Source organism: Herbaspirillum sp. Her2, from assembly GCF_057961375.1.
Genome location: NZ_CM176331.1, coordinates 4529132 through 4548074, shown reverse-complemented (window position 1 = coordinate 4548074; position 18943 = coordinate 4529132). Strand labels below are relative to the sequence as shown.

Sequence of the window (18943 nt, the reverse complement as noted above, 5' to 3'; positions counted from 1 at the left end):
TGCAAGGATGCATCAATGACTGATACCACCGCTGCAGAATTGCAGCAGCTTTTCATCGCGCAGCAACAGGCGTTTGCTGCCGACAGTGATCCCTCGCACGCAGTGCGCATGGACCGGCTGGCGCGCCTGCAGGCGCTGATGGACGAGCACGAAGCGGCCCTGATCGCCGCCATCGATGCCGACTTCGGGGGCCGCTCGCAGCATGAAACGCGCATGGCCGAACTGTTCGTGCTGCGCGCCGGCATCAACCATGCGCAATCGCACCTGAAACGCTGGATGCGTCCGCAGCGGGTGGCCACCGCCCTGCACTTCCTGCCCGGCAGCAATCGCCTGCTGGCGCAGCCGCTGGGCGTGGTGGGCATCATCTCGCCATGGAATTACCCGCTGCAACTGGCGCTGGGCCCGGCGCTGGCGGCCCTGGCGGCAGGCAACCGGGTACTGCTCAAACCCTCGGAACTGACGCCCCGGCTCTCGGCCCTATTGGCCGAGCTGGTCGCGCGTTACTACGCCCCGGAGGAAATGGCCGTGGTCACCGGGGACGCCAGCATCGGACAGGCGTTTGCATCGCTGCCGTTCGATCACCTGTTCTTTACCGGATCGACCCAGGTCGGGCGCCAGATCGCGCAACTGGCGGCGGCCAACCTGACTCCGGTGACGCTGGAACTGGGCGGCAAATCGCCGGCCATTCTCGATGCCTCGTGCCGCTTGCCGGCCAGCCTGCAGCGCATCGCCTTCGGCAAGCTGCTCAATGCCGGGCAGACCTGCGTGGCGCCGGATTACCTGCTGGTGCCGCGTGGCCAGGCGGCCAGTGTGGCGCAGCAACTGGCCGAAGCGATGGGTCGGCTGTATCCGCGCCTGCACGACAATGCGGACTACACCGCCATCATCAGCCCGCGCCATCGGGCGCGATTGCAGGCGCTGGTGGAAGAGGCGCGTGCGGCGGGTGCGCAAGTGATCGAGGTGAACCCGGCCGGTGAAGACCTGGGCCGGAGCCGCAAGCTGGCGCCCACGCTGATCCTGGGCGCGACTGCGTCGATGCGGGTGCTGCAGGAAGAGATCTTCGGGCCGGTGCTACCCATCCTCGAATACGAAACACCCGAGCAAGCCATCGCCCATGTGCGGCAAGGTCCGCGCCCGCTGGCGCTGTACTGGTTCGGCGAGGATGCGGCACGGCGCGAACAGGTGCTGCGGCAGACCCATGCGGGCGGCGTGACCATCAATGATTGCCTGTGGCACCTGGTGCAGGAGGAGCAGCCCTTTGGCGGCGTCGGCGAAAGCGGCATGGGCGCGTATCACGGGCGCTGGGGTTTCGATACCTTCAGCAAGCGCAAGCCGGTGTTCCGGCAGGCGCGTTGGAACGGCGGGTCGCTCTTGCATCCGCCTTATGGAAACAAATTTGAATGGGTGATGGAGCTGATCAGGCGATTGAGCTGACGCGGCTCATCCGGGAGCAGGCAGCAGATCCAGATACAAGCGCAGCGAACGCTGCACGCTCTCGGCCACGAGGGTGGTGATGGCCGCATGGTCGCCGCTGACGCAGGCCTCATCAAGGGCGTCGTAATACGCCAGCCGGTCTTCCTTGCGGATGACCGCCGGGGGATAGCCGGATTTCATCAGTTCCAGGTTCAACAGCAGGCGGCCGCTGCGGCCATTGCCATCGATGAAGGGATGGATCTTCACGAAGCGCGTATGCAATTGCGCTGCACGTTCGACCGCATGCAGGCTGCCGGCCTGCTGATACCACGCCAGCAAGGCGCGCATTTCATCGTTGAGATGCAGGAAATCGGGCGGGGTGGTGCTGGCGCCGGCGATCACCACGTTCTCGCGGCGATAGCGGCCGGCTTCATCGGCATCGATCCCCTTGAGCACGAGACTGTGGATGTCCTTGATGTGCGCTTCGCTCAGGGGCTCGCAGCCGGCCACGACCTGCTCGACGAAGAGGATGGCATCGCGGTGATTGATGGCCTCGAAGTGCTCGCGCAGCGACTTGCCGCCGACGGTGATGCCTTCCAGTACCACCTTGGTTTCGCGCAGGGTCAGCGTGTTGCCCTCGATCGCATTGGAGTGATACGTCCACTCCAGTACCAGCTTGTCGCGCAGCGAGGCGACCGTGTGTTGCGGCAGCGGGCGTGCCGCATCCAGCCTGGCCTTGTCGGCATCGATCGCCTGGTACCAGAGAGGGTGCAGCATCGCTTGCGGGGGGATGGAAGCGGAAAGCAGCGGGTCAGACCAACCCGTGCGCCTGCTGATCCGCATGGTAGCTCGAGCGCACCATCGCGCCCACGGCGGCATGCACGAAGCCCATCTTGTAGGCCTCTTCCTCGTACATCTTGAAGGTGTCGGGGTGCACGTAGCGGCGCACCGGCAAGTGGTCGCCGCTGGGCATCAGGTACTGGCCGATGGTGAGCATGTCGACGTTGTGCGCGCGCATGTCGCGCATGACCTGCAGCACTTCCTCGTCGGTTTCGCCCAGGCCCACCATGATGCCGGACTTGGTCGGCACTTCCGGATGCAGGTCCTTGAAGCGCTTCAACAGGCTCAGCGAATATTCGTAATCCGAACCCGGACGCGCTTCCTTGTAGAGGCGCGGGGCGGTTTCGAGGTTGTGGTTCATCACGTCCGGCGGGGCCATCTTGAGGATTTCCAGCGCACGGTCCATGCGGCCGCGGAAGTCCGGGGTCAGGATTTCGATGCGGGTCTCGGGCGACAATTCACGTACACGCTGGATGCAGGCTGCGAAGTGCGCCGCACCGCCATCGCGCAGGTCGTCGCGGTCCACGCTGGTGATGACGACGTAGGACAGGCGCAGCTGGGCGATGGTCTTGGCCAGGTTTTCCGGCTCGTTGGGGTCCAGCGGATCGGGTCGGCCGTGGCCAACGTCGCAGAAGGGGCAGCGGCGGGTGCACTTGTCGCCCATGATCATGAAGGTCGCGGTGCCCTTGCCGAAGCACTCGCCGATGTTGGGGCAGGAGGCTTCCTCACAGACCGTCACCAGGTTGTTGGCGCGCAGGATGTCCTTGATCTCGTAGAAACGCGTGGTGGGCGAACCGGCCTTGACGCGAATCCAGTCCGGCTTCTTCAGCTTTTCGGCGGCGACCACCTTGATCGGGATCCAGGCGGTCTTGCCGGCGCCCTTCTGCTTGTCCAGCGGATTGGCGCGCGCCGAGCCGGTGGCATTGGAGGAAGAATCTGCTGCGGGAGTGAGTTCGGTAGTCATGTCGGTCGTTCCGGCCCCGGGCGCTCGCGGCGCGTGGGGCTCAAGCCATGCCCGCGAAGCGGGCGATCAGTTGGTCGGCAAGCAAGTCCTGGACAGCGTCCAGCCGGGCATCGGCAGCCCCGAGGGTCTGCATGTCCACGGTGGCCAGGCCTTCGTAGCCGCAGGGGTTGATCCAGGAAAACGGTGCCAGGTCCATCGCCACATTGAGCGAAACACCATGGTAAGTGCAGCCGTTGCCCCGTATCTTCAAGCCCAGCGCGGCCACCTTGGCGCCCTGCCAGGGGCCGTCGGCGGCGTAGATGCCGGGCGCCCCCTCCTTGCGTACACCGGCCAGATTATACGCCGCCAGCGTGGCGATCACCGCCTCTTCGATGTTGTGCACGAATTCGCGGGCGAACAGGCGCGCCCCGCTGCGGTTGCGGCGCAGGTCCATCAACAGGTAGATCACCACCTGGCCAGGGCCGTGGTAAGTGACCTCGCCGCCACGGTCGGTCTGGACAATCGGGATGTCGTGCGGATTCAACACATGGGCGCGGTCTGCACCCAAGCCCAGCGTGTAGACAGGGGGATGCTCGACGATCCAGAGCTGGTCGGGGGTATCGGCGGTGCGCGCATCGGTATAGGCGCGCATGGCGGCGAAGCTCGCCTCGTAGGGCTCGACGCCGCGCCGGACGATCTCGGGCCGGCGGGCGCCAGCCACGGGCGTGCTGGCGGTGGGCAGTGCGGTTTGCATGCCCGCCAGTGTAGCGAAATTCCTCTTTGCCCGTATCAGAACCAGCGGATCAGGCCGTGCGGCAGGAGCTTGGCAATACGTACCGTATCGTCGCTGGCCCCCTTGGGAGGCAAGGGAGTGACCGTGAATTCGGCCGCACCGTTGACCGCTTCGAAGATGGCCTCGCCGCGCTCGTGAAAATCAAAGCAGCGGCCGGCCTTGAGCCAGATATCCTCGCGGCAGCCGGCAATGGTCAGCCACACCAGTCCGGAGGTCACACGGATGCGCACGCCGCCCTGCAGGCGACGGGTCTGTACCTGGCCTTCCTGCAACTGGCCCGGGAGGCTGGGATCTGTGAATGAAATTGTCATGGCGCTGGCTCCTTTGCTCGACTGCCTGATTCGCCAGGCAAGCCGCGTCCCTGCCGCGATGCCCTGGAGGGTGCGGCTGCAAGGGGGGAAATGCCTGGAATGATGTGTGATGAGTCATCATTGTAGGAAAGCCCGCAAGCGCGGCAAAACGATATATATTGGTTCTCCTTGCTAATTGAATTCACAAGGAGCCGTCATGGCCGATTTGCGCAAGCTCCCCAACCTGGCCGCCCTGCGCGCCTTTGATGCGGCCGCCCGCCATGGCTGCTTCTCGCGTGCGGCTGAAGAAGTGCACGTCACGCCGGGGGCGATCAGCCACCAGGTGCGCGCATTGGAGGAAGACCTGGGCCTGCAGCTGTTCCATCGCCATGGCAAGCGCATTTCCATCACCGAGACCGCTGAACGCTTCGCCGCCACCATCCGCAAGGCCCTGGGCGAGATCGCGCAAGCGGCCGACCACCTGCGCAGCCAGACGCGCCAGCAGCGGCTGGTGATCTCGGCCACGCCCTCCTTCGCTTCACGCTGGCTGGCGCCGCGCCTGTGGAAGTTCATCGATGTCCATCCGGAAATCGAGGTGGTGCTGCAATCGGGCAGCCATCTGGTCGACCTGCGGCTGGACGGGGTGGACATCGGCATCCGCTTTGGCCGGGGCCAGTACGCGGGCGTGGTCACCGAGAAACTGAGCGAGGACTACTACTACCCGGTGGCCGCGCCCGGCTATCGCGGCAAGCAGAACAAGAAGCTGGTGCGTCCCGCCGACCTGGTGCACTGCACCCTGCTGCGCATGGACACGCGCGAATCCTGGCAACCGTGGCTGACCCTGGCCGGGCTGGACCTGCCCGAGCCGCGCGGCACGCTGGTGGTGGAGGATTCTTCGCTGACGCTGCGCCATGCGGTGGAGGGCAAGGGGGTGGCGCTGTCACGCCATACGATTGCCTGGCAGGAGATCGCCAGCGGCACCCTGGTGCGGCTGTTCGACGTGGCGCAGCTCAGCGAGGAGGCGCACTACCTGGTGCACCTGCCGGAAGGGCTGGAGAAGCCCGGGGTGGCGGCCTTCAGGAAATGGATCGTGGAAGAGATGCGGCAATTCCAGGCGCAGTCGGAATGGCCGGCCAAGGTGCAGAAAACGTCAACCCGCAAGAAGTGATGCGGCCATGAAAAAACCGGCGCGCCTTGCGGGCTGCGCCGGTTTTCGCGAGGAGACTATTGACCTCAGAGCACGAACTTGACCATCTCGTGCGTGGAGAGCGCGCGGTAGATGTTGTCGAGCTGGGTGCGGCTGGTGGCGCGCACGGTCAGGGTCAGCGACAGGTACTTGCCCTGGGTGGAGGGACGCATCTCGACCTTGCCCGCGTGAAACTCGGGGTCGTGCTCGATGACCATGGCGACGATGGTCTCGGCGAAGGCATCATGGGTGATCCCGACCACCTTGATGGGGAAGTCGCTGGGATACTCGATCAGGGATTCTTCAGGGGAAATAGTGGGCATAGTCATGGCAAACCGCCTTGGCGTTGTCCGCCTGGCGCTCCGGTTTCAATCCTCCCAGATGGGGATGAACAGGCCGGGTTCAAGCGGAGGTGTTGGGTGGGGAATGCCTGCATTCTACGCCATGCGGGCGGGGCGGCGTGCAGAAAACCGCAGCGCCACCCGCTGGTCATGACAAGCTGCAAATGTCTTACAGCCGCGCCTTGGCCGCCTGATACGCCGCATACACCTTGGCAAACACCGGCCCCGGCTGGCCGCTGCCGACCGGCTGGCCATCGAGCGTGACCACCGGCAGCACTTCCTTGCTGGCCGAGGAAATCATGAGTTCATCAGCCGCCAGCACTTCCTCACGCGTGATGCGACGCGACTCCAGCACGATGCCCTGCTCGGCGCACAGCTCTTCCATCAGGCCATAGCGGATGCCTTCCAGGATCAGGTTGTCCTTGGGCGGCGCGGAAATCTTGCCATCCTTGACCACCCACACGTTGGAGGACGACGCCTCCGACAGATAGCCATCACGGAACTGGATCGCTTCGGTCACCTGGTGCTCGGCCGCAAATTGCGCCGCCAGCACATTGCCCAGCAGCGACGTCGACTTGATCTGGCAGTTCAGCCAGCGGCGGTCTTCCATGCTCACGCAGGCCACGCCCTTCTCGATGGACGCAGCCGGCGGCAGGGCCATCGGATTGGTCATGATCAGCACCGTCGGCACCACCTCCTTGGGGAAGGCATGCACCCGCTTGGCCACGCCACGGGTGACCTGCAGGTAGATCATCTGGTCGTCCAAACCGTTGGCCTCGACCACCTGGTCGATGAGGGCATTCCAGCCGGCTTCGTCATGCGGATTCGGAATACCGATGCTGTCGAGGCTGCGGAACAGGCGCGCCAGGTGTTGCTGGCCACGGAAGGCCTTGCGGCGATACATGGGGATCACCTCATAGATGCCGTCGCCAAAGATGAAGCCGCGATCCAGCACCGGCACGCGGGCTTCCGAGAGGGGCGTGAGTTCGCCGTTGAGGTAGACGATGGGATCGTTCATGATGGGCTTTCCGGTAATCGAGAGTGATCGGGTGAAGGCGGCAACCGTGCCGCGATGAATCCATTCTGTCACGCAGCTTCCGGCGCCCCCATGCAAAAACGGTATAACGTCGCCCTGCCCTCACGCCGCTATCGGCAGCGCCTCCACACGATGTCCGGCCCCCTCGCCGGCGGCGGGCGGCACGAATTTCCAGCGCACGTCATGGAAGCGCGCCAGCGTCTCGCGGTGGGCGATGCTGATCACGGTCACGCCCGGCAACTCGCGCGGCAAGGCGGCATAGAGTGCTTCCTCGGTCTCGCCATCCATGGCGCTGCTGGCCTCGTCCAGGAACACCAGGCGCGGACGGTTCAGGAACACCCGCACGAATGCCAGGCGCTGCTGCTCGCCCGGTGACAGCGCCTGGCTCCAGTTGGCCGCCACGTCCAGCCGCGATGCAAGATGCGCAAGACGGCACAAACCCAGGTAACGCGTAATGAGTGCATCCTCGAAACTGCCCTCGGCGGCGGGATACGAGAGCGCTGCACGCAGCGTGCCGATGGGCAGGTAGCTGCGCTGGGGCAGGAACATCGCGGGCGCATCCTGCGGCAGCGCGATGCGGCCCTTGCCGTAAGGCCAGATGTCGGCCATGGCGCGGATCAGGGTCGACTTGCCGCAACCGGAAGGACCGCTGATGAGCACGTGCTCGCCCGACTCCACGCGTGCATCCAGGCGGCGCAGCATGAGGCTGCCATCGGGGAAGGACAGCTGCACGCCCTCCAGCGTCACCGCACTGCCGCCATGCTGCGTGACGGCCAGCGTGCGCGGCATGCCGGCAGCGCGTTCGACATCCGCGTGGAAGCCCGCCAGCCGGTTGATGGAAGCCTTCCAGCTGGCCAGCGTGGTGAAGGCATTGATGAACCACGACAGCGCATCCTGCACCTGTCCGAAGGCATCGCTGATCTGCATCAGCACCCCCAGCGAAATGGCCCCGGAAAAATAGCGCGGTGCCGACACCAGCATGGGGAAGATCACCGCGAACTGCCCGTAGAAATTCACGGCCACGTTGAGCTTCTTGGTCAGCCGCATGATGTTCCACCAGTTCTCGCGGATGTCATCCAGCCGGGCGGTCAGCTGTGCGCGCTCCTGCGGCTCGCCGCGATACAGGGCCACGGCCTCGGCATGCTCGCGTACGCGGATCAGTCCGAAACGGAAATTGGCCTCGAAGCGTTCCTGGTTGAAGCTCAATCCCACCAGCGGACGGCCGATCCACCACACCACACCGGAGCCGATGGCGGCATAGGCGATCACGAACCAGACCATGTAGCCGGGAATGACCCACGATTGCCCCAGCGCCGTAAAGGACAGCGGCCCGCTCACCGACCACAGGATGTGGATGAAGGAGAACAGCGTCACGCTGCTGGAAATGAAACCCAGCACCAGCGACAGCGTATCGCTGGTCAGCGCATGCAGGTCCTCGGCAATGCGCTGGTCAGGGTTGTCGGAGAGGCGGCCCTCCTGTCCCTGCTCGATGCGGTAGTAGGCGCGGTGCGCCAGCCAGCGGTCGAGGTAGCGCGTGCTCATCCAGTAGCGCCAGCGGATCTGCAGCGCCTGCTTCAGGTAGACGCTGTAGATGGCGATGGCCACAAAGACGAAGGCCAGCCCCGAGAACTGCCACAGCAGCGATTTGAACTGCGGATAGTCGCGCGACTGCAGCACGTTGTACATGTCGCGGTTCCAGGAATTGAGCCGCACGTTGATGTAGACCATGCCCAGGTTCAAGGCCAGGATGGCCAGCAGCAAGGCCCAGGCCTTCCACTTTTCTTCGGAAACCCAGAAGGGCTTGATGAGGCGCCATATCTCCGCGCGGGTCGCGCGATTGGCGTGGCTGGCCTGGCGGGCAGGTGTTTGTTCGGTCATGGCGAATCCTGTGGATGTTGTCCTCTTTGCTGCCCAGCTTGCCGCAAAAGACTTAACTCAGGCTTAAAGCTGCATCAGGAAGGCCCTGGAAAGCATTAAGGAACGCTTAATGCTTTTGCAATTGAGCATTAAGGGCTATGGAATGCATCGAAACAATCAATCCCGCACGCCCGTGAACAAGGCTAGACTGCGGTCTTCGCCGATATTGCCGTGCGTCAATGCTGCTCATGGCAGCAGCGTGCATGGCCAGCGGCCCCTCTTTCGGAGAATTCCATGCAGACCCTTCCCCCCAAGCGCCGCTCGCTCAGCGTGGCGGCCCAACTGGCACTGAGCTTTGCGCTGGTGCTGGCGATGATGCTGGTGCTGACGGTGGCCAGCATTTCCAAAGTCAATGCCATCGAAGGCAGCCTGGCCACGGTGAGCGAGGACAACAGCGTCAAGCAGCGCTATGCCATCAATTTCCGTGGCAGCGTGCACGACCGCGCCATTGCCCTGCGTGACCTGACGCTGGTGGGCGACGCCGAGGTCAAGGACGTGATTGCCCTGATCAACAAGCTCGATGTCGACTACCAGCAATCGGCCCGGCCACTCGATACGGTCTTCTCCACCATGAAGGTCAATGCGGATGAACGTGCCAGCCTGGAACGCATCAAGGCGGTCGAAGCCCGCACCATGCCGCTGGCCGCCAAGGCCATCGCCCTGCGCACCGCCGGCGATGTCGACGGCGCACGCCAGCTGCTGCTGACCCAGGTAAAACCGGCCTTCGTCGAATGGCTGGCCACCATCAATCACTTCATCGACCTGGAAGAACGCATGAGCCAGATCGAATCCGCCAAGGCCCGCAGCACCGCCCACGGCTTCCAGGCCTTCATCCTGGTGCTGCTGGGTGCCGCGCTGGTGGCCGGTGCCGTGCTGGCCACGCTGATCACCCGCAGCATCCGGGGTGCGCTGGGTGCGGAACCCGATGAGGTCAAGCAGCTGGCACTGGCGGTGGATCGCGGCGAGCTGTATCACGCCGCTGCCGCAAGCCGCGCCGACGACGGCGGCAAACGCCAGAGCATCATGGCGGCACTCTCCGAGATGAGCGGCAACCTGCGCAATACCGTGACCCATGTGCGCGATGCCGCCACCGGCGTGGCCACCATCAGCGCCCAGATCGCCGCCGGCAACAGCGACCTCTCGGCGCGCACCGAAGACCAGGCCGCCTCGCTGGAAGAAACCGCCTCGGCCATGGAGCAGCTCACCGCCACCGTGAAGCAGAACGACGGCCACGCCCGCGAAGCCAATCAACTGGCACGCAACGCCTCCGATATCGCCAAGCAGGGCGGTGCCATCGTGGAAGAAGTGGTCGATACCATGGCGGCCATCAACAGCTCCTCGCGCAAGATCGTCGACATCATCGGCGTGATCGACAGCATCGCTTTCCAGACCAACATCCTGGCCTTGAATGCCGCCGTGGAAGCGGCCCGTGCCGGCGAACAGGGACGCGGTTTTGCGGTGGTGGCCACCGAAGTACGCAACCTGGCCCAGCGCAGTGCCGCCGCCGCCAAGGAGATCAAGCAGTTGATCGATACCTCGGTCGGCAATGTGGACACCGGTACCCGCCTGGTGGAACGCGCCGGCGAGACCATGGAGCAGATCGTGGCCAGCGTGCAGCAGGTCACCGATGTGATGGGTGAAATCTCGGCCGCCAGCCACGAGCAGAGCCTGGGTATCGAGGAAGTCAACAAGGCCATCGCGCTGATGGATCAGGTGACCCAGCACAATGCAGCCCTGGTGGAAGAAGCCACGGCCGCCGTGGCCACGCTGCAGGAGCAGGCCGTGAACCTGACACGGGCAGTCGGTGTGTTCCAGCTGGATGCGCCTGATGCAGCAGGACTGGTGGCAACCCCGGCACCCGCGCCCGTGCTCAACACCGTGCAGGTCCCGCTGCGCGTGGTGCCCAAGCTGGAAGTGGTGCGCAAGGCTGCGTGATCCAAAGCAGCAGTCAGCGTGATTCGTCGCACGGCGCAAGCAGGCTGACTGCACAAGGGCGAGGCTCTACATTACAGCTCGCCCAGGAATTGCTCCACAAACCCGCGCATCTTCTCCTGGCGCTCCTGCGCCATGGCGGCACCGGCAGCCGTCTGGAATCCTTCCTGCAAACGGAACAGCTTGGCCGGGAAATGATCCAGCGCATAGCGCGTATCCTGCAGCGGCCGTTGCTGCGCCTGCGGATCGAGCGCTTCATAGAGGCTCGATCCCATCCTCCCCGCTACATAGAAACAGCGCGCCACGCCGATGGCCCCGATGGCGTCCAGCCGGTCAGCATCCTGCACGATCTTCGCCTCCAGCGTCAGCGGCGTGATCTGCGCCGAATAGCTGTGGGCCTGCACGGCATGGGCCACGCGCTGTGCCTCCTCCCGCGTCCATCCCAGTGACAGCAAAATCTCCTGTGCGCGTTGGGCAGAGAGCGTGGACGCCTGGCTGCGCAGCGGCGAATTCTTTTCCACCCGCACGCAGTCGTGCAGGATGACGGCCGCCAGCAGAATGCGCAGGTCGCCGCCCTCCTCGGCCTGCAGGCGGCGGGCGTTGTTCCATACGCGCAAGAGATGCGAGAGGTCATGCGAGCCATCGCCGGCGTCATCCTCGACCTGCGGCAACAATTGCGCGGCCAGCGTGTCGAAGGGGCGGAAGGCGGCGGCAACCTGGGAAAGATTCATGATTCAAACAGATACAAGGGTGACAATTCATCAGTATCGCAGATCAATCACAGGGACCGGAAAATGCGGCCGGGTTCACCATTCCGATTTTCCGACAAGTGTTTTCCCAGGGCTCTGCTACACGCAAGCCAGTCGCATGTGAGATGATGCGGCTTCCATCAATTTCGCGGCCTGACCCGGGATCACGATAGCGGCCCTGCTGCCGCAGCGATCTGCCCGCCGCGCATGAACGGCGTACCGCCACGCGCAATATTCCCTTCCGGTATGCCACAGTAACAACGCCCGACCGCGCCGCTACGCTGGTGGCTGCCTCGCTGGCAGTCTGCCTGTCGCACCGCCGTCGGCCCTGATCCGATTTTTGGAGTTCCCTGATGTTCAGCTGGTTTGAAAAACTGGTCCACCCCTACCCCGAGTCGCAGCCGATGCCGCCGCCGCGCGGCTTCATGCGCTTCATCTGGTTCTGTACCAAGGGCGTGCGGCCCTACATCGCCGCCATGACCTTGACGACGGCCATCATCGGCATCTTCGAGGCACTGCTCTTTGCTGCGCTCGGCCGCATCGTCGACTGGCTGTCCAAGATCGAGCCGGCGCAGCTGTGGGCGCAGGAAGGCCATACCCTGGTGTGGCTGGTGGTGATCCTGGCGGCCAGTCCGCTGCTGATCGCGCTGCAGACCATGTACAAGCACCAGACCCTGGCGGGCAATTTCCCCATGCTGCTGCGCTGGAATTTCCATCGCCTCATGTTGAGCCAGAGCATGAGTTTCTATCAGAACGAGTTCGCCGGACGTGTCGCCACCAAGGTCATGCAAAGCGCGCTGGCGGTGCGCGACTTCTGCATGATCGTGGGCGACATCCTGGTCTTCATCGCCATCTACTTCGCTACCCTGATCGGTGTGGTCGGCAGCTTCGACATGTGGATGCTGGCCCCCTTCTTCATCTGGCTGGCGGCCTTCGCGGTGGCCTTGCGCTACTTCGTGCCGCGCCTGTCGGCAGTGGCACGCAACCAGGCCGATGCGCGCTCGCTGATGACCGGGCGCATCACCGATGCCTATACCAACATCGCCACCGTGAAGCTGTTCTCGCATGCCGGGCGCGAGGCCGATTACGCCCGCAGCGCCATGCGCGAATTCCTCACCACGGTCAATCGCCAGATGCGTCTGGTGTCGAGCTTCGAGGTGGTCAATCACATCCTGAACATGGTGCTCATCATCGGTGCCACCGGGGTCTCGCTGTATCTCTGGACCCAGGGCAAGGTCGGTGTCGGTGCGGTGGCAGCCAGCACGGCAATGGCGCTGCGCCTGAACGGCATCGCGCACTGGGTGATGTGGGAAATGTCGTCGCTGTTCGAACACGTGGGTACCGTGCAGGATGGCATCAACACCCTGGCGCGTGCACACGAGGTCAAGGATGCGCCCGATGCCAAACCGATCAAGGTCAGCCAGGGCGAACTGCGCTTTGAGGGTGTGAGCTTCAGCTATGGCGGCTCGGCCCCGCGCCCGGTGGTGGACAAGCTGGACCTGGTGATTCGCCCCGGCGAAAAGATCGGCCTGGTGGGTCGCTCCGGTGCCGGCAAATCGACCATCGTCAACCTGCTGCTGCGCTTCTACGATATCGAGGGCGGCCGCATCACCATCGATGGCCAGGACATCGCCCACGTCACGCAGGACAGCCTGCGCGCGCAGATCGGCATGGTCACGCAGGATACTTCCCTGCTGCATCGCTCGGTGCGGGAAAACATCACCTATGGCCGTCCCGATGCCGGCGATGCCGAGATGATCCACGCCGCTGAACGGGCCGAGGCGCATGACTTCATCGGCACCCTGGCCGATGCCAAGGGCCGCACCGGTTACGACGCCCACGTGGGCGAGCGCGGCGTGAAGCTTTCCGGTGGCCAGCGCCAGCGTATCGCCATTGCCCGCGTGATGTTGAAGGATGCGCCGATCCTGCTGCTGGATGAAGCCACCAGTGCGCTCGATTCGGAAGTGGAAGCAGCCATCCAGACCTCGCTCTACAAGCTCATGGAAGGCAAGACCGTGGTGGCCATTGCGCACCGCCTCTCGACCATTGCGGCGATGGACAGGCTCATCGTGCTGGACCAGGGCCGTATCGTGGAGCAAGGCACGCACGCTGAATTGCTGGCCGCCGGTGGTTTGTATGCGCGCTTGTGGTCGCATCAGAGTGGCGGCTTCCTCGGTGAGGAGGAAGAGGATGCAGCCGTGATGGCGTGATGGCGTGATGCCGCAAAGGCGTAACGCCTGATTTTTATAAATGATTTAGATCATTTTTGGCTACTGCAAAAAAAATGGGCGCACTGTCGAGTGCGCCCATTTTTCTTTTCTGTCCGGCTTTATTGCAGATTGAACGATGCCGTTTTCACGTCCTTGGAGTCCAGCCCGATCTGCACCTGGAATTCGCCCGGCTCGGCCACGTATTCCAGCTTGGCGTTGTAGAAGGACAGCGCCTTGCGGTCGATGCTGAATTGCACCTCTTTCTCTTCACCCGGCTGCAGCATCACCTTGCGGAAATCCTTCAACTCCTTGACCGGACGCACCACTGACGCGGCCACATCGCGGATGTACAACTGCACTACAGTCGCACCCGCACGGCGGCCCGTGTTCTTCACCGTCACGCTGGCCTGTACCTTGCCATCCGCCGTCATGGTCGGCTGCGACAGGCGCACTTCGGAGAGCTTGAACTCGGTATAGCTCAGACCGTATCCGAACGGATACAGCGGGCCATTCGGCTCATCAAAGTACTGCGAGGTGTAGTTGCCCGGCTTGCCTTCGGTATAGGGACGGCCCACGCGCGGATGGTTGTAGTAACTCGGGATCTGGCCAACCGAACGCGGGAAGGTGATGGGCAGCTTGCCGGAAGGATTGACGTCGCCGAAGAGCAGGTCGGCAATCGCATTGCCGCCCTCGGTGCCGGTGTACCAGGTTTCCAGAATCGCCGAGGCATTCTCGCGCGCCCAGTTCAGATCCAGCGGCCGGCCATTCATCAGCACCAGCACCAGCGGCTTGCCGGTGGCCTTCAATGCCTTGAGCAGATCCAGCTGGCTCTGCGGCAGCGACAGCGAAGTACGGCTGGAAGATTCATGCGACATGCCGCGCGATTCGCCCACGGCGGCCACGATCACCTCCGCATTGCGCGCCGCCTTCACCGCTTCATCGATCATGGCCTTGGGGCTGCGTTTGTCCTGCACCACTTCCGGATCATCCCAGTTCAGGAAGTTGAGGTAATCGACGATGTGCTTGTCTTCGGTGATGTTGGCACCGCGTGCGTAGACCAGCTTGCCCTGCCCTCCCATCGCCGCCTGCAAACCTTGGCGCAGCGTGATGGTCTGCTTGTCCTTGCCGGCGGCGGACCAGCTGCCCAGCATGTCGATGTGCGAATCAGCCAGCGGGCCGACGAGCGCGATGCGTGCGTTCTTCTTCAGCGGCAGCGCAGCGTTGCGGTTCTCCAGCAGCACCATGGACTGCTGCGCCACTTCGCGCGCATCGCGGCGATGCAGGCGGCTGTCGGCATAGACATCAGCCGGATCATCGGCCGCACGGCCGATGCGCACATACGGATCCTTGAACAGGCCCAGGTCGTACTTGGCTCCGAGGATGTCGCGCACGGCGTTGTCCAGTTCCTGCTGAGAGACCTTGCCCGAGCGCACCAGCTCCGGCAATTGCTTGATGTAGACCTGGTCGGCCATGCTCATGTCGGTGCCGGCCTTCATGGACAGGCGCGCGGCTTCGGCATCGTTCTGTGCCACGCCATGATTGACCAGTTCGGTGATGGCACCGTGGTCAGATACGGTCAGGCCCTTGAAGCCCCAATCCTTGCGCAACAGGTCCTGCAGCAGCCAGGTGTTGGAGGTGGCCGGTGCGCCGTTGATGGAATTGAGCGCGACCATGACCGCTCCCGCGCCTGCATCGATGGCAGCGCGATACGGCGGCAAGTAGTCGTTGTACATGCGCTGCGGGTCCATGTTGACGACGTTGTAGTCACGTCCGCCTTCGACCGCACCGTACAGCGCAAAATGCTTCACGCTGGCCATCACGCGGTTGGCGGCGATGGGCTTGGTGTCGCCCTGCAGGGCGCGTACCGAGACCTCGGCAATGCGCGAGACCAGGTAAGGATCTTCACCAAAGCCTTCAGACGTGCGGCCCCAGCGCGGATCGCGGCTGATGTCGACCATGGGTGCGAAGGTCATGTCGATGCTGTCGGCTGCGGCTTCCTCGGCGGAGATGCGCATGGCGCGTCCGACGATGTCCATGTCCCAGCTGGAGGCCAGCCCCAGGCCGATGGGGAAGGTGGTGCGGTGGCCATGGATGACGTCATAGGCGAAGAACATCGGGATCTTCAGCCGCGAGCGCATGGCCCCGTCCTGCAGCGGACGGTTCTCGGGACGGGTCACGGAATTGAAGGTGCCACCGACGCGCCCGGCGGCCAGTTCCTCGGCCAGTTTCTTGGCGGGCATTTCAGGACCGATGCTGATCAGGCGCAACTGCCCGATCTTTTCTTCCAGCGTCATCTGGCGCAGCAGGTCGTCGATGAAGGCAGTCTTGTCGCCGAGCAAGGCGGGATTGGCTTGCGCGTGGGCGGCCGGGCCGGTGAGCGCGGCGCTGCAGGCCAGCGCGCACAGGGTCATGGCCAGGGCCAGGCGGGGACGGCGCGCGGACGCGGCTTGCCGCTCGGTAAGCTTGTGGGACACGGGTTTCCTCTCTCTTTTTTAAACTTTGGCGGCAGTCTGCCCTCTACTCTGTGACCTGCACAAGCGGGACAGCAGCCGGAGCGGCGGGAGCAATTATTGCTTGCGTTGTTTGATGCTTAGCCAGCCGGACGGTTCGCTATATTATTCTGTTTTGATGCCTGCGGGACACGCAGGCGCATGGCGGCGACCCGGGTTCCAACGTCCGCGCGCTGCTTCTTCATGGAGAAATGCATTGATCAGACATGGATTGAAATGGCCCCTGCTGCAGGGCCTGGTACTCGCGGCATCCCTGCTGACGGCCTCGGTACAGGCACAGAGCGCGCAGGGCTTCGACCTCAACCAGGCGGTGGCACGCGCGAAGGAACTGGCCGCCAAGCCCTATCAGAAGCCGGTGAGCAATCTCTCGCCGACCTTCGCGGCGATGCAGTTCGCCGATTACATGAAGATCCAGCCCAAGAGCGAGAAGTTCGAATGGCGCGACCAGAAGACGCCCTTCAAGCTGGCCTTCTATCACCAGGGCATGCAATTCAATGCCCCCGTAGCCATCCACGAAATCATCGATGGCCGCGTGCAGGACGTGGGCTACAGCACCGACCGCTTCAACTTCGGTGACCTGGCGCTGGCCAGGGACAGCACGGCACACCTGGGCTATGCGGGCTTCCGCGTGGTCTATCCCCTCAATCGCGATGACAAGGAAGATGAAGTCATGAGCGTGCTGGGCGCGAGCTACTTCCGCGTGATCGGCAAGGGACAGGTGTACGGACTCTCGGCACGTGGACTGGCGATCGATACCGCCATGATGAGCGGCGAAGAATTCCCGCATTTCACCGAGTTCTGGATACAGCGTCCGGCCCCGGGCGAAAAGCAGCTGACCTTCTACGCGCTGCTGGATTCGCCGCGTGCGACCGGCGCCTACAAGTTCACGCTCACGCCCGGCAAGGATGCCCTGCTCGATGTGCAGGCCCGCGTGTTCCTGCGCGCCGAGGTGGGCCGCCTGGGCATTGCGCCGCTGACCAGCATGTTCCTGTTCGGACCGAACCAGCAATCCTCGCGCCGCAACTTCCGTCCGGCCATTCATGATTCCAACGGCCTGGCGATCCACACGGGCAGCGGCGAGTGGCTGTGGCGTCCGCTGAACGATCCGCAGAACGTGGAAGTGAGTTCCTTCGAGGTCACCAATCCGCGCGGCTTTGGCCTCCTGCAGCGTGGCCGCGAATTCTCTTCCTATGAAGACCTGAAGGACCGCTACGACCTGCGTCCCTCGGCCTGGATCGAACCCAAGGGCGACTGGGGCAAGGGTGCCGTACAACTGGTTGAAATCCCGACCGCCGACGAGACCAATGACAACATCGTGGCCTACTGGGTGCCTGCACAACAACCGGCACGCGGCACGCCGCTGGCTTATGACTATCGCATCCACTGGACCATGGATGAACCCGCCATCCTCAACAATGAAGTGGGCTGGGTGAAGCAGACCTTCCATACCGATGGCGAACTCACGCAAGCCAACCTGATCCGCGCCTTTGATGGCACCACGGCCTTGCTGGTGGACTTCACCGGTGGGCCGCTGGGCTCCCTGCCTGCAGGGACGGCGGTACAGCCGCAGGTGAATGTTTCCAACAATGGCGAACTGATCGATGCCCAGCTGCAGCCCAATCCGGCCATCAATGGCTGGCGCCTGACGCTGCGGGTGAAGATTCGCAACGTGGCGCAGGCGGTCGAATTGCGCGCAGCGCTCACGGCCAACGGCAAGCCGCTCACCGAGACCTGGAGCTATCAGCTGCCGCCGCGTTCGGATGTGCAGCGGACTTTCTGATGTCGCCGTAAATTATTTATATCAATCAAAAAAGGGGCTGTTCCGAATGGAGCAGCCCCTTTTGCTTTGATGCGGAAAGATGATGCGATCAGCTCTCCACCGACTCCCCGCGCAGGCGCGCGATGACACCATCGAGCGCATCGAGGTCGTTGAAGTTGATGATCAACTGGCCCTTGTTGCGGGCACCGGTCTTGATGCTGACCTGGGTGGCCAGCAGGTCCGAGAGTTCTTCTTCCAGGCGCGCGATATCGCGCGACTTGTCCTTGGCTTCGCGCGGCTTGGCGGCCTGCTCGGCGCTGGCGCGGGTGACCAGCTTCTCGGCATCGCGCACCGACATGCGCTTGGCCACGATCTGGTTGGCCAGCTGGATCTGCGTCGCCGAATCGACGGCCAGCAGCGCACGGGCATGGCCCATGTCGATGTCGCCGGCCATGAGCATGGTCTGCACCGGCTTGGCCAGGTTCAACAGGCGCAGCAGGTTGGAGACCGCACTGCGCGAGCGTCCTACGGCCAGTGCCGCCTGCTCGTGGGTGAAGGCGAAATCGGTGATGAGGCGATGAATGCCCTGGGCTTCTTCCAGGGGATTCAAATCCTCGCGCTGCATGTTTTCGATCAGGGCCATGGCGGCCGTGGTCTGGTCGTCCACGTTCTTGACCAGCACCGGCACCTCGGTCAGCCCGGCGATCTTGGCCGCGCGGAAGCGGCGTTCGCCGGCGATGATCTCGTAGGTATCTTTCCCGTTCTTCTGGCCGATGGCGCGGATCAGGATGGGCTGCAGCAAACCCTGTTCCTTGATCGAGGCCGCCAGTTCATTGAGCGCGCCTTCATCCATGCGGGTCCGCGGCTGATACTTGCCGGCCTGCAGTTCGGTCACGGCCATCACCGTGGGCAGGCCCTGCGCAGCTTGCGCCTGGGCTTCTTCAGTGATGTCGGAGGAGCCGCCGAGAAGCGCGTCCAGTCCGCGTCCCAGACCCTTGGATTTTTTCGGTAGAGTTGCCATGCG

At 63.7% G+C, this 18943-nt stretch carries 15 protein-coding genes; 5 read left to right on the top strand and 10 right to left on the bottom strand.

Annotation, left to right across the window (positions count from 1 at the left end; genetic code table 11):
• Positions 1 to 15: 15 nt before the first annotated feature.
• Entirely contained in the window at positions 16 to 1434 is a 1419-nt protein-coding gene (locus ACWHXP_RS20675) for a coniferyl aldehyde dehydrogenase (RefSeq protein ID WP_489635153.1), read from the top strand.
• A 6-nt stretch (positions 1435 to 1440) separates the two neighbouring features.
• Here ACWHXP_RS20675 and ACWHXP_RS20670 read toward each other — a convergent pair whose 3' ends face one another.
• The 4 genes from ACWHXP_RS20670 to ACWHXP_RS20655 are packed head-to-tail and all read right to left on the bottom strand — an operon-like array spanning position 1441 to position 4300.
• Positions 1441 to 2190, bottom strand: a complete 750-nt coding sequence (locus tag ACWHXP_RS20670) for a Fic family protein (RefSeq protein ID WP_489635154.1) — start codon at positions 2188 to 2190, stop codon at positions 1441 to 1443.
• Positions 2191 to 2224: 34 nt separating this feature from the next.
• A complete protein-coding gene (gene lipA, locus ACWHXP_RS20665; protein ID WP_008333855.1) occupies positions 2225 to 3217 on the bottom strand; it encodes a lipoyl synthase in 993 nt (330 codons plus the stop codon).
• 40 nt (positions 3218 to 3257) lie between these two features.
• Entirely contained in the window at positions 3258 to 3950 is a 693-nt protein-coding gene (gene lipB, locus ACWHXP_RS20660; RefSeq protein WP_276842421.1) for a lipoyl(octanoyl) transferase LipB, read from the bottom strand.
• A 35-nt stretch (positions 3951 to 3985) separates the two neighbouring features.
• The gene (locus tag ACWHXP_RS20655) at positions 3986 to 4300 is read right to left on the bottom strand and encodes a DUF2917 domain-containing protein (protein WP_489624241.1); all 315 of its coding nucleotides are present in this window, start codon (positions 4298 to 4300) and stop codon (positions 3986 to 3988) included.
• A gap of 196 nt (positions 4301 to 4496) precedes the next feature.
• Here ACWHXP_RS20655 and gcvA point away from each other — a divergent pair, with 196 nt between their 5' ends.
• Complete coding sequence (gene gcvA / locus ACWHXP_RS20650; RefSeq protein ID WP_489635155.1) at positions 4497 to 5447, top strand: transcriptional regulator GcvA; 951 nt, start codon at positions 4497 to 4499, stop codon at positions 5445 to 5447.
• Between the two features lie 65 nt (positions 5448 to 5512).
• Here the strand turns inward: gcvA and ACWHXP_RS20645 are convergent, their stop codons facing one another.
• The 3 genes from ACWHXP_RS20645 to ACWHXP_RS20635 all read right to left on the bottom strand — a co-directional run bounded on the left by ACWHXP_RS20645 (position 5513) and on the right by ACWHXP_RS20635 (position 8720).
• Complete coding sequence (locus ACWHXP_RS20645; protein WP_017452757.1) at positions 5513 to 5794, bottom strand: HP0495 family protein; 282 nt, start codon at positions 5792 to 5794, stop codon at positions 5513 to 5515.
• Between the two features lie 181 nt (positions 5795 to 5975).
• The gene (locus tag ACWHXP_RS20640; RefSeq protein WP_134137680.1) at positions 5976 to 6824 is read right to left on the bottom strand and encodes a D-amino acid aminotransferase; all 849 of its coding nucleotides are present in this window, start codon (positions 6822 to 6824) and stop codon (positions 5976 to 5978) included.
• 120 nt (positions 6825 to 6944) lie between these two features.
• Positions 6945 to 8720, bottom strand: coding sequence for an ABC transporter ATP-binding protein/permease (locus ACWHXP_RS20635; RefSeq protein ID WP_489635156.1), 1776 nt, complete (start codon positions 8718 to 8720; stop codon positions 6945 to 6947).
• Between the two features lie 273 nt (positions 8721 to 8993).
• Between ACWHXP_RS20635 and ACWHXP_RS20630 the strand changes: the two genes are divergently transcribed.
• Positions 8994 to 10694 carry a methyl-accepting chemotaxis protein gene (locus tag ACWHXP_RS20630; protein ID WP_489635157.1) on the top strand — a complete coding sequence of 567 codons (1701 nt, stop codon included), beginning with the start codon at positions 8994 to 8996 and terminating at the stop codon, positions 10692 to 10694.
• Positions 10695 to 10765: 71 nt separating this feature from the next.
• On the opposite strand, the gene ACWHXP_RS20625 is transcribed toward ACWHXP_RS20630, so the two are convergent.
• The gene (locus ACWHXP_RS20625) at positions 10766 to 11422 is read right to left on the bottom strand and encodes an HD domain-containing protein (RefSeq protein WP_489635158.1); all 657 of its coding nucleotides are present in this window, start codon (positions 11420 to 11422) and stop codon (positions 10766 to 10768) included.
• Between the two features lie 371 nt (positions 11423 to 11793).
• Here ACWHXP_RS20625 and ACWHXP_RS20620 point away from each other — a divergent pair, with 371 nt between their 5' ends.
• Positions 11794 to 13650 carry an ABC transporter ATP-binding protein gene (locus ACWHXP_RS20620; RefSeq protein WP_489635159.1) on the top strand — a complete coding sequence of 619 codons (1857 nt, stop codon included), beginning with the start codon at positions 11794 to 11796 and terminating at the stop codon, positions 13648 to 13650.
• A gap of 119 nt (positions 13651 to 13769) precedes the next feature.
• On the opposite strand, the gene bglX is transcribed toward ACWHXP_RS20620, so the two are convergent.
• On the bottom strand, positions 13770 to 16124 hold the full coding sequence (gene bglX, locus ACWHXP_RS20615) for a beta-glucosidase BglX (RefSeq protein WP_288067873.1): 2355 nt from the start codon (positions 16122 to 16124) through the stop codon (positions 13770 to 13772).
• A 259-nt stretch (positions 16125 to 16383) separates the two neighbouring features.
• On the opposite strand from bglX, the gene ACWHXP_RS20610 reads away from it, so the two are divergent.
• The gene (locus ACWHXP_RS20610; RefSeq protein WP_489625517.1) at positions 16384 to 17940 is read left to right on the top strand and encodes a glucan biosynthesis protein G; all 1557 of its coding nucleotides are present in this window, start codon (positions 16384 to 16386) and stop codon (positions 17938 to 17940) included.
• Between the two features lie 88 nt (positions 17941 to 18028).
• Here ACWHXP_RS20610 and ACWHXP_RS20605 read toward each other — a convergent pair whose 3' ends face one another.
• The gene (locus ACWHXP_RS20605) at positions 18029 to 18940 is read right to left on the bottom strand and encodes a ParB/RepB/Spo0J family partition protein (RefSeq protein WP_034335237.1); all 912 of its coding nucleotides are present in this window, start codon (positions 18938 to 18940) and stop codon (positions 18029 to 18031) included.
• Between the last annotated feature and the right edge of the window lie 3 nt (positions 18941 to 18943).

Bases quoted from the DNA above. Each gene is read 5' to 3' on its own strand.
- ACWHXP_RS20675 (WP_489635153.1), top strand. From the start codon at position 16: ATGACTGATACCACCGCTGCAGAATTGCAGCAGCTTTTCATCGCGCAG.
- ACWHXP_RS20670 (WP_489635154.1), bottom strand. From the start codon at position 2,190: ATGCTGCACCCTCTCTGGTACCAGGCGATCGATGCCGACAAGGCCAGG.
- lipA (WP_008333855.1), bottom strand. From the start codon at position 3,217: ATGACTACCGAACTCACTCCCGCAGCAGATTCTTCCTCCAATGCCACC.
- lipB (WP_276842421.1), bottom strand. From the start codon at position 3,950: ATGCAAACCGCACTGCCCACCGCCAGCACGCCCGTGGCTGGCGCCCGC.
- ACWHXP_RS20655 (WP_489624241.1), bottom strand. From the start codon at position 4,300: ATGACAATTTCATTCACAGATCCCAGCCTCCCGGGCCAGTTGCAGGAA.
- gcvA (WP_489635155.1), top strand. From the start codon at position 4,497: ATGGCCGATTTGCGCAAGCTCCCCAACCTGGCCGCCCTGCGCGCCTTT.
- ACWHXP_RS20645 (WP_017452757.1), bottom strand. From the start codon at position 5,794: ATGACTATGCCCACTATTTCCCCTGAAGAATCCCTGATCGAGTATCCC.
- ACWHXP_RS20640 (WP_134137680.1), bottom strand. From the start codon at position 6,824: ATGAACGATCCCATCGTCTACCTCAACGGCGAACTCACGCCCCTCTCG.
- ACWHXP_RS20635 (WP_489635156.1), bottom strand. From the start codon at position 8,720: ATGACCGAACAAACACCTGCCCGCCAGGCCAGCCACGCCAATCGCGCG.
- ACWHXP_RS20630 (WP_489635157.1), top strand. From the start codon at position 8,994: ATGCAGACCCTTCCCCCCAAGCGCCGCTCGCTCAGCGTGGCGGCCCAA.
- ACWHXP_RS20625 (WP_489635158.1), bottom strand. From the start codon at position 11,422: ATGAATCTTTCCCAGGTTGCCGCCGCCTTCCGCCCCTTCGACACGCTG.
- ACWHXP_RS20620 (WP_489635159.1), top strand. From the start codon at position 11,794: ATGTTCAGCTGGTTTGAAAAACTGGTCCACCCCTACCCCGAGTCGCAG.
- ACWHXP_RS20605 (WP_034335237.1), bottom strand. From the start codon at position 18,940: ATGGCAACTCTACCGAAAAAATCCAAGGGTCTGGGACGCGGACTGGAC.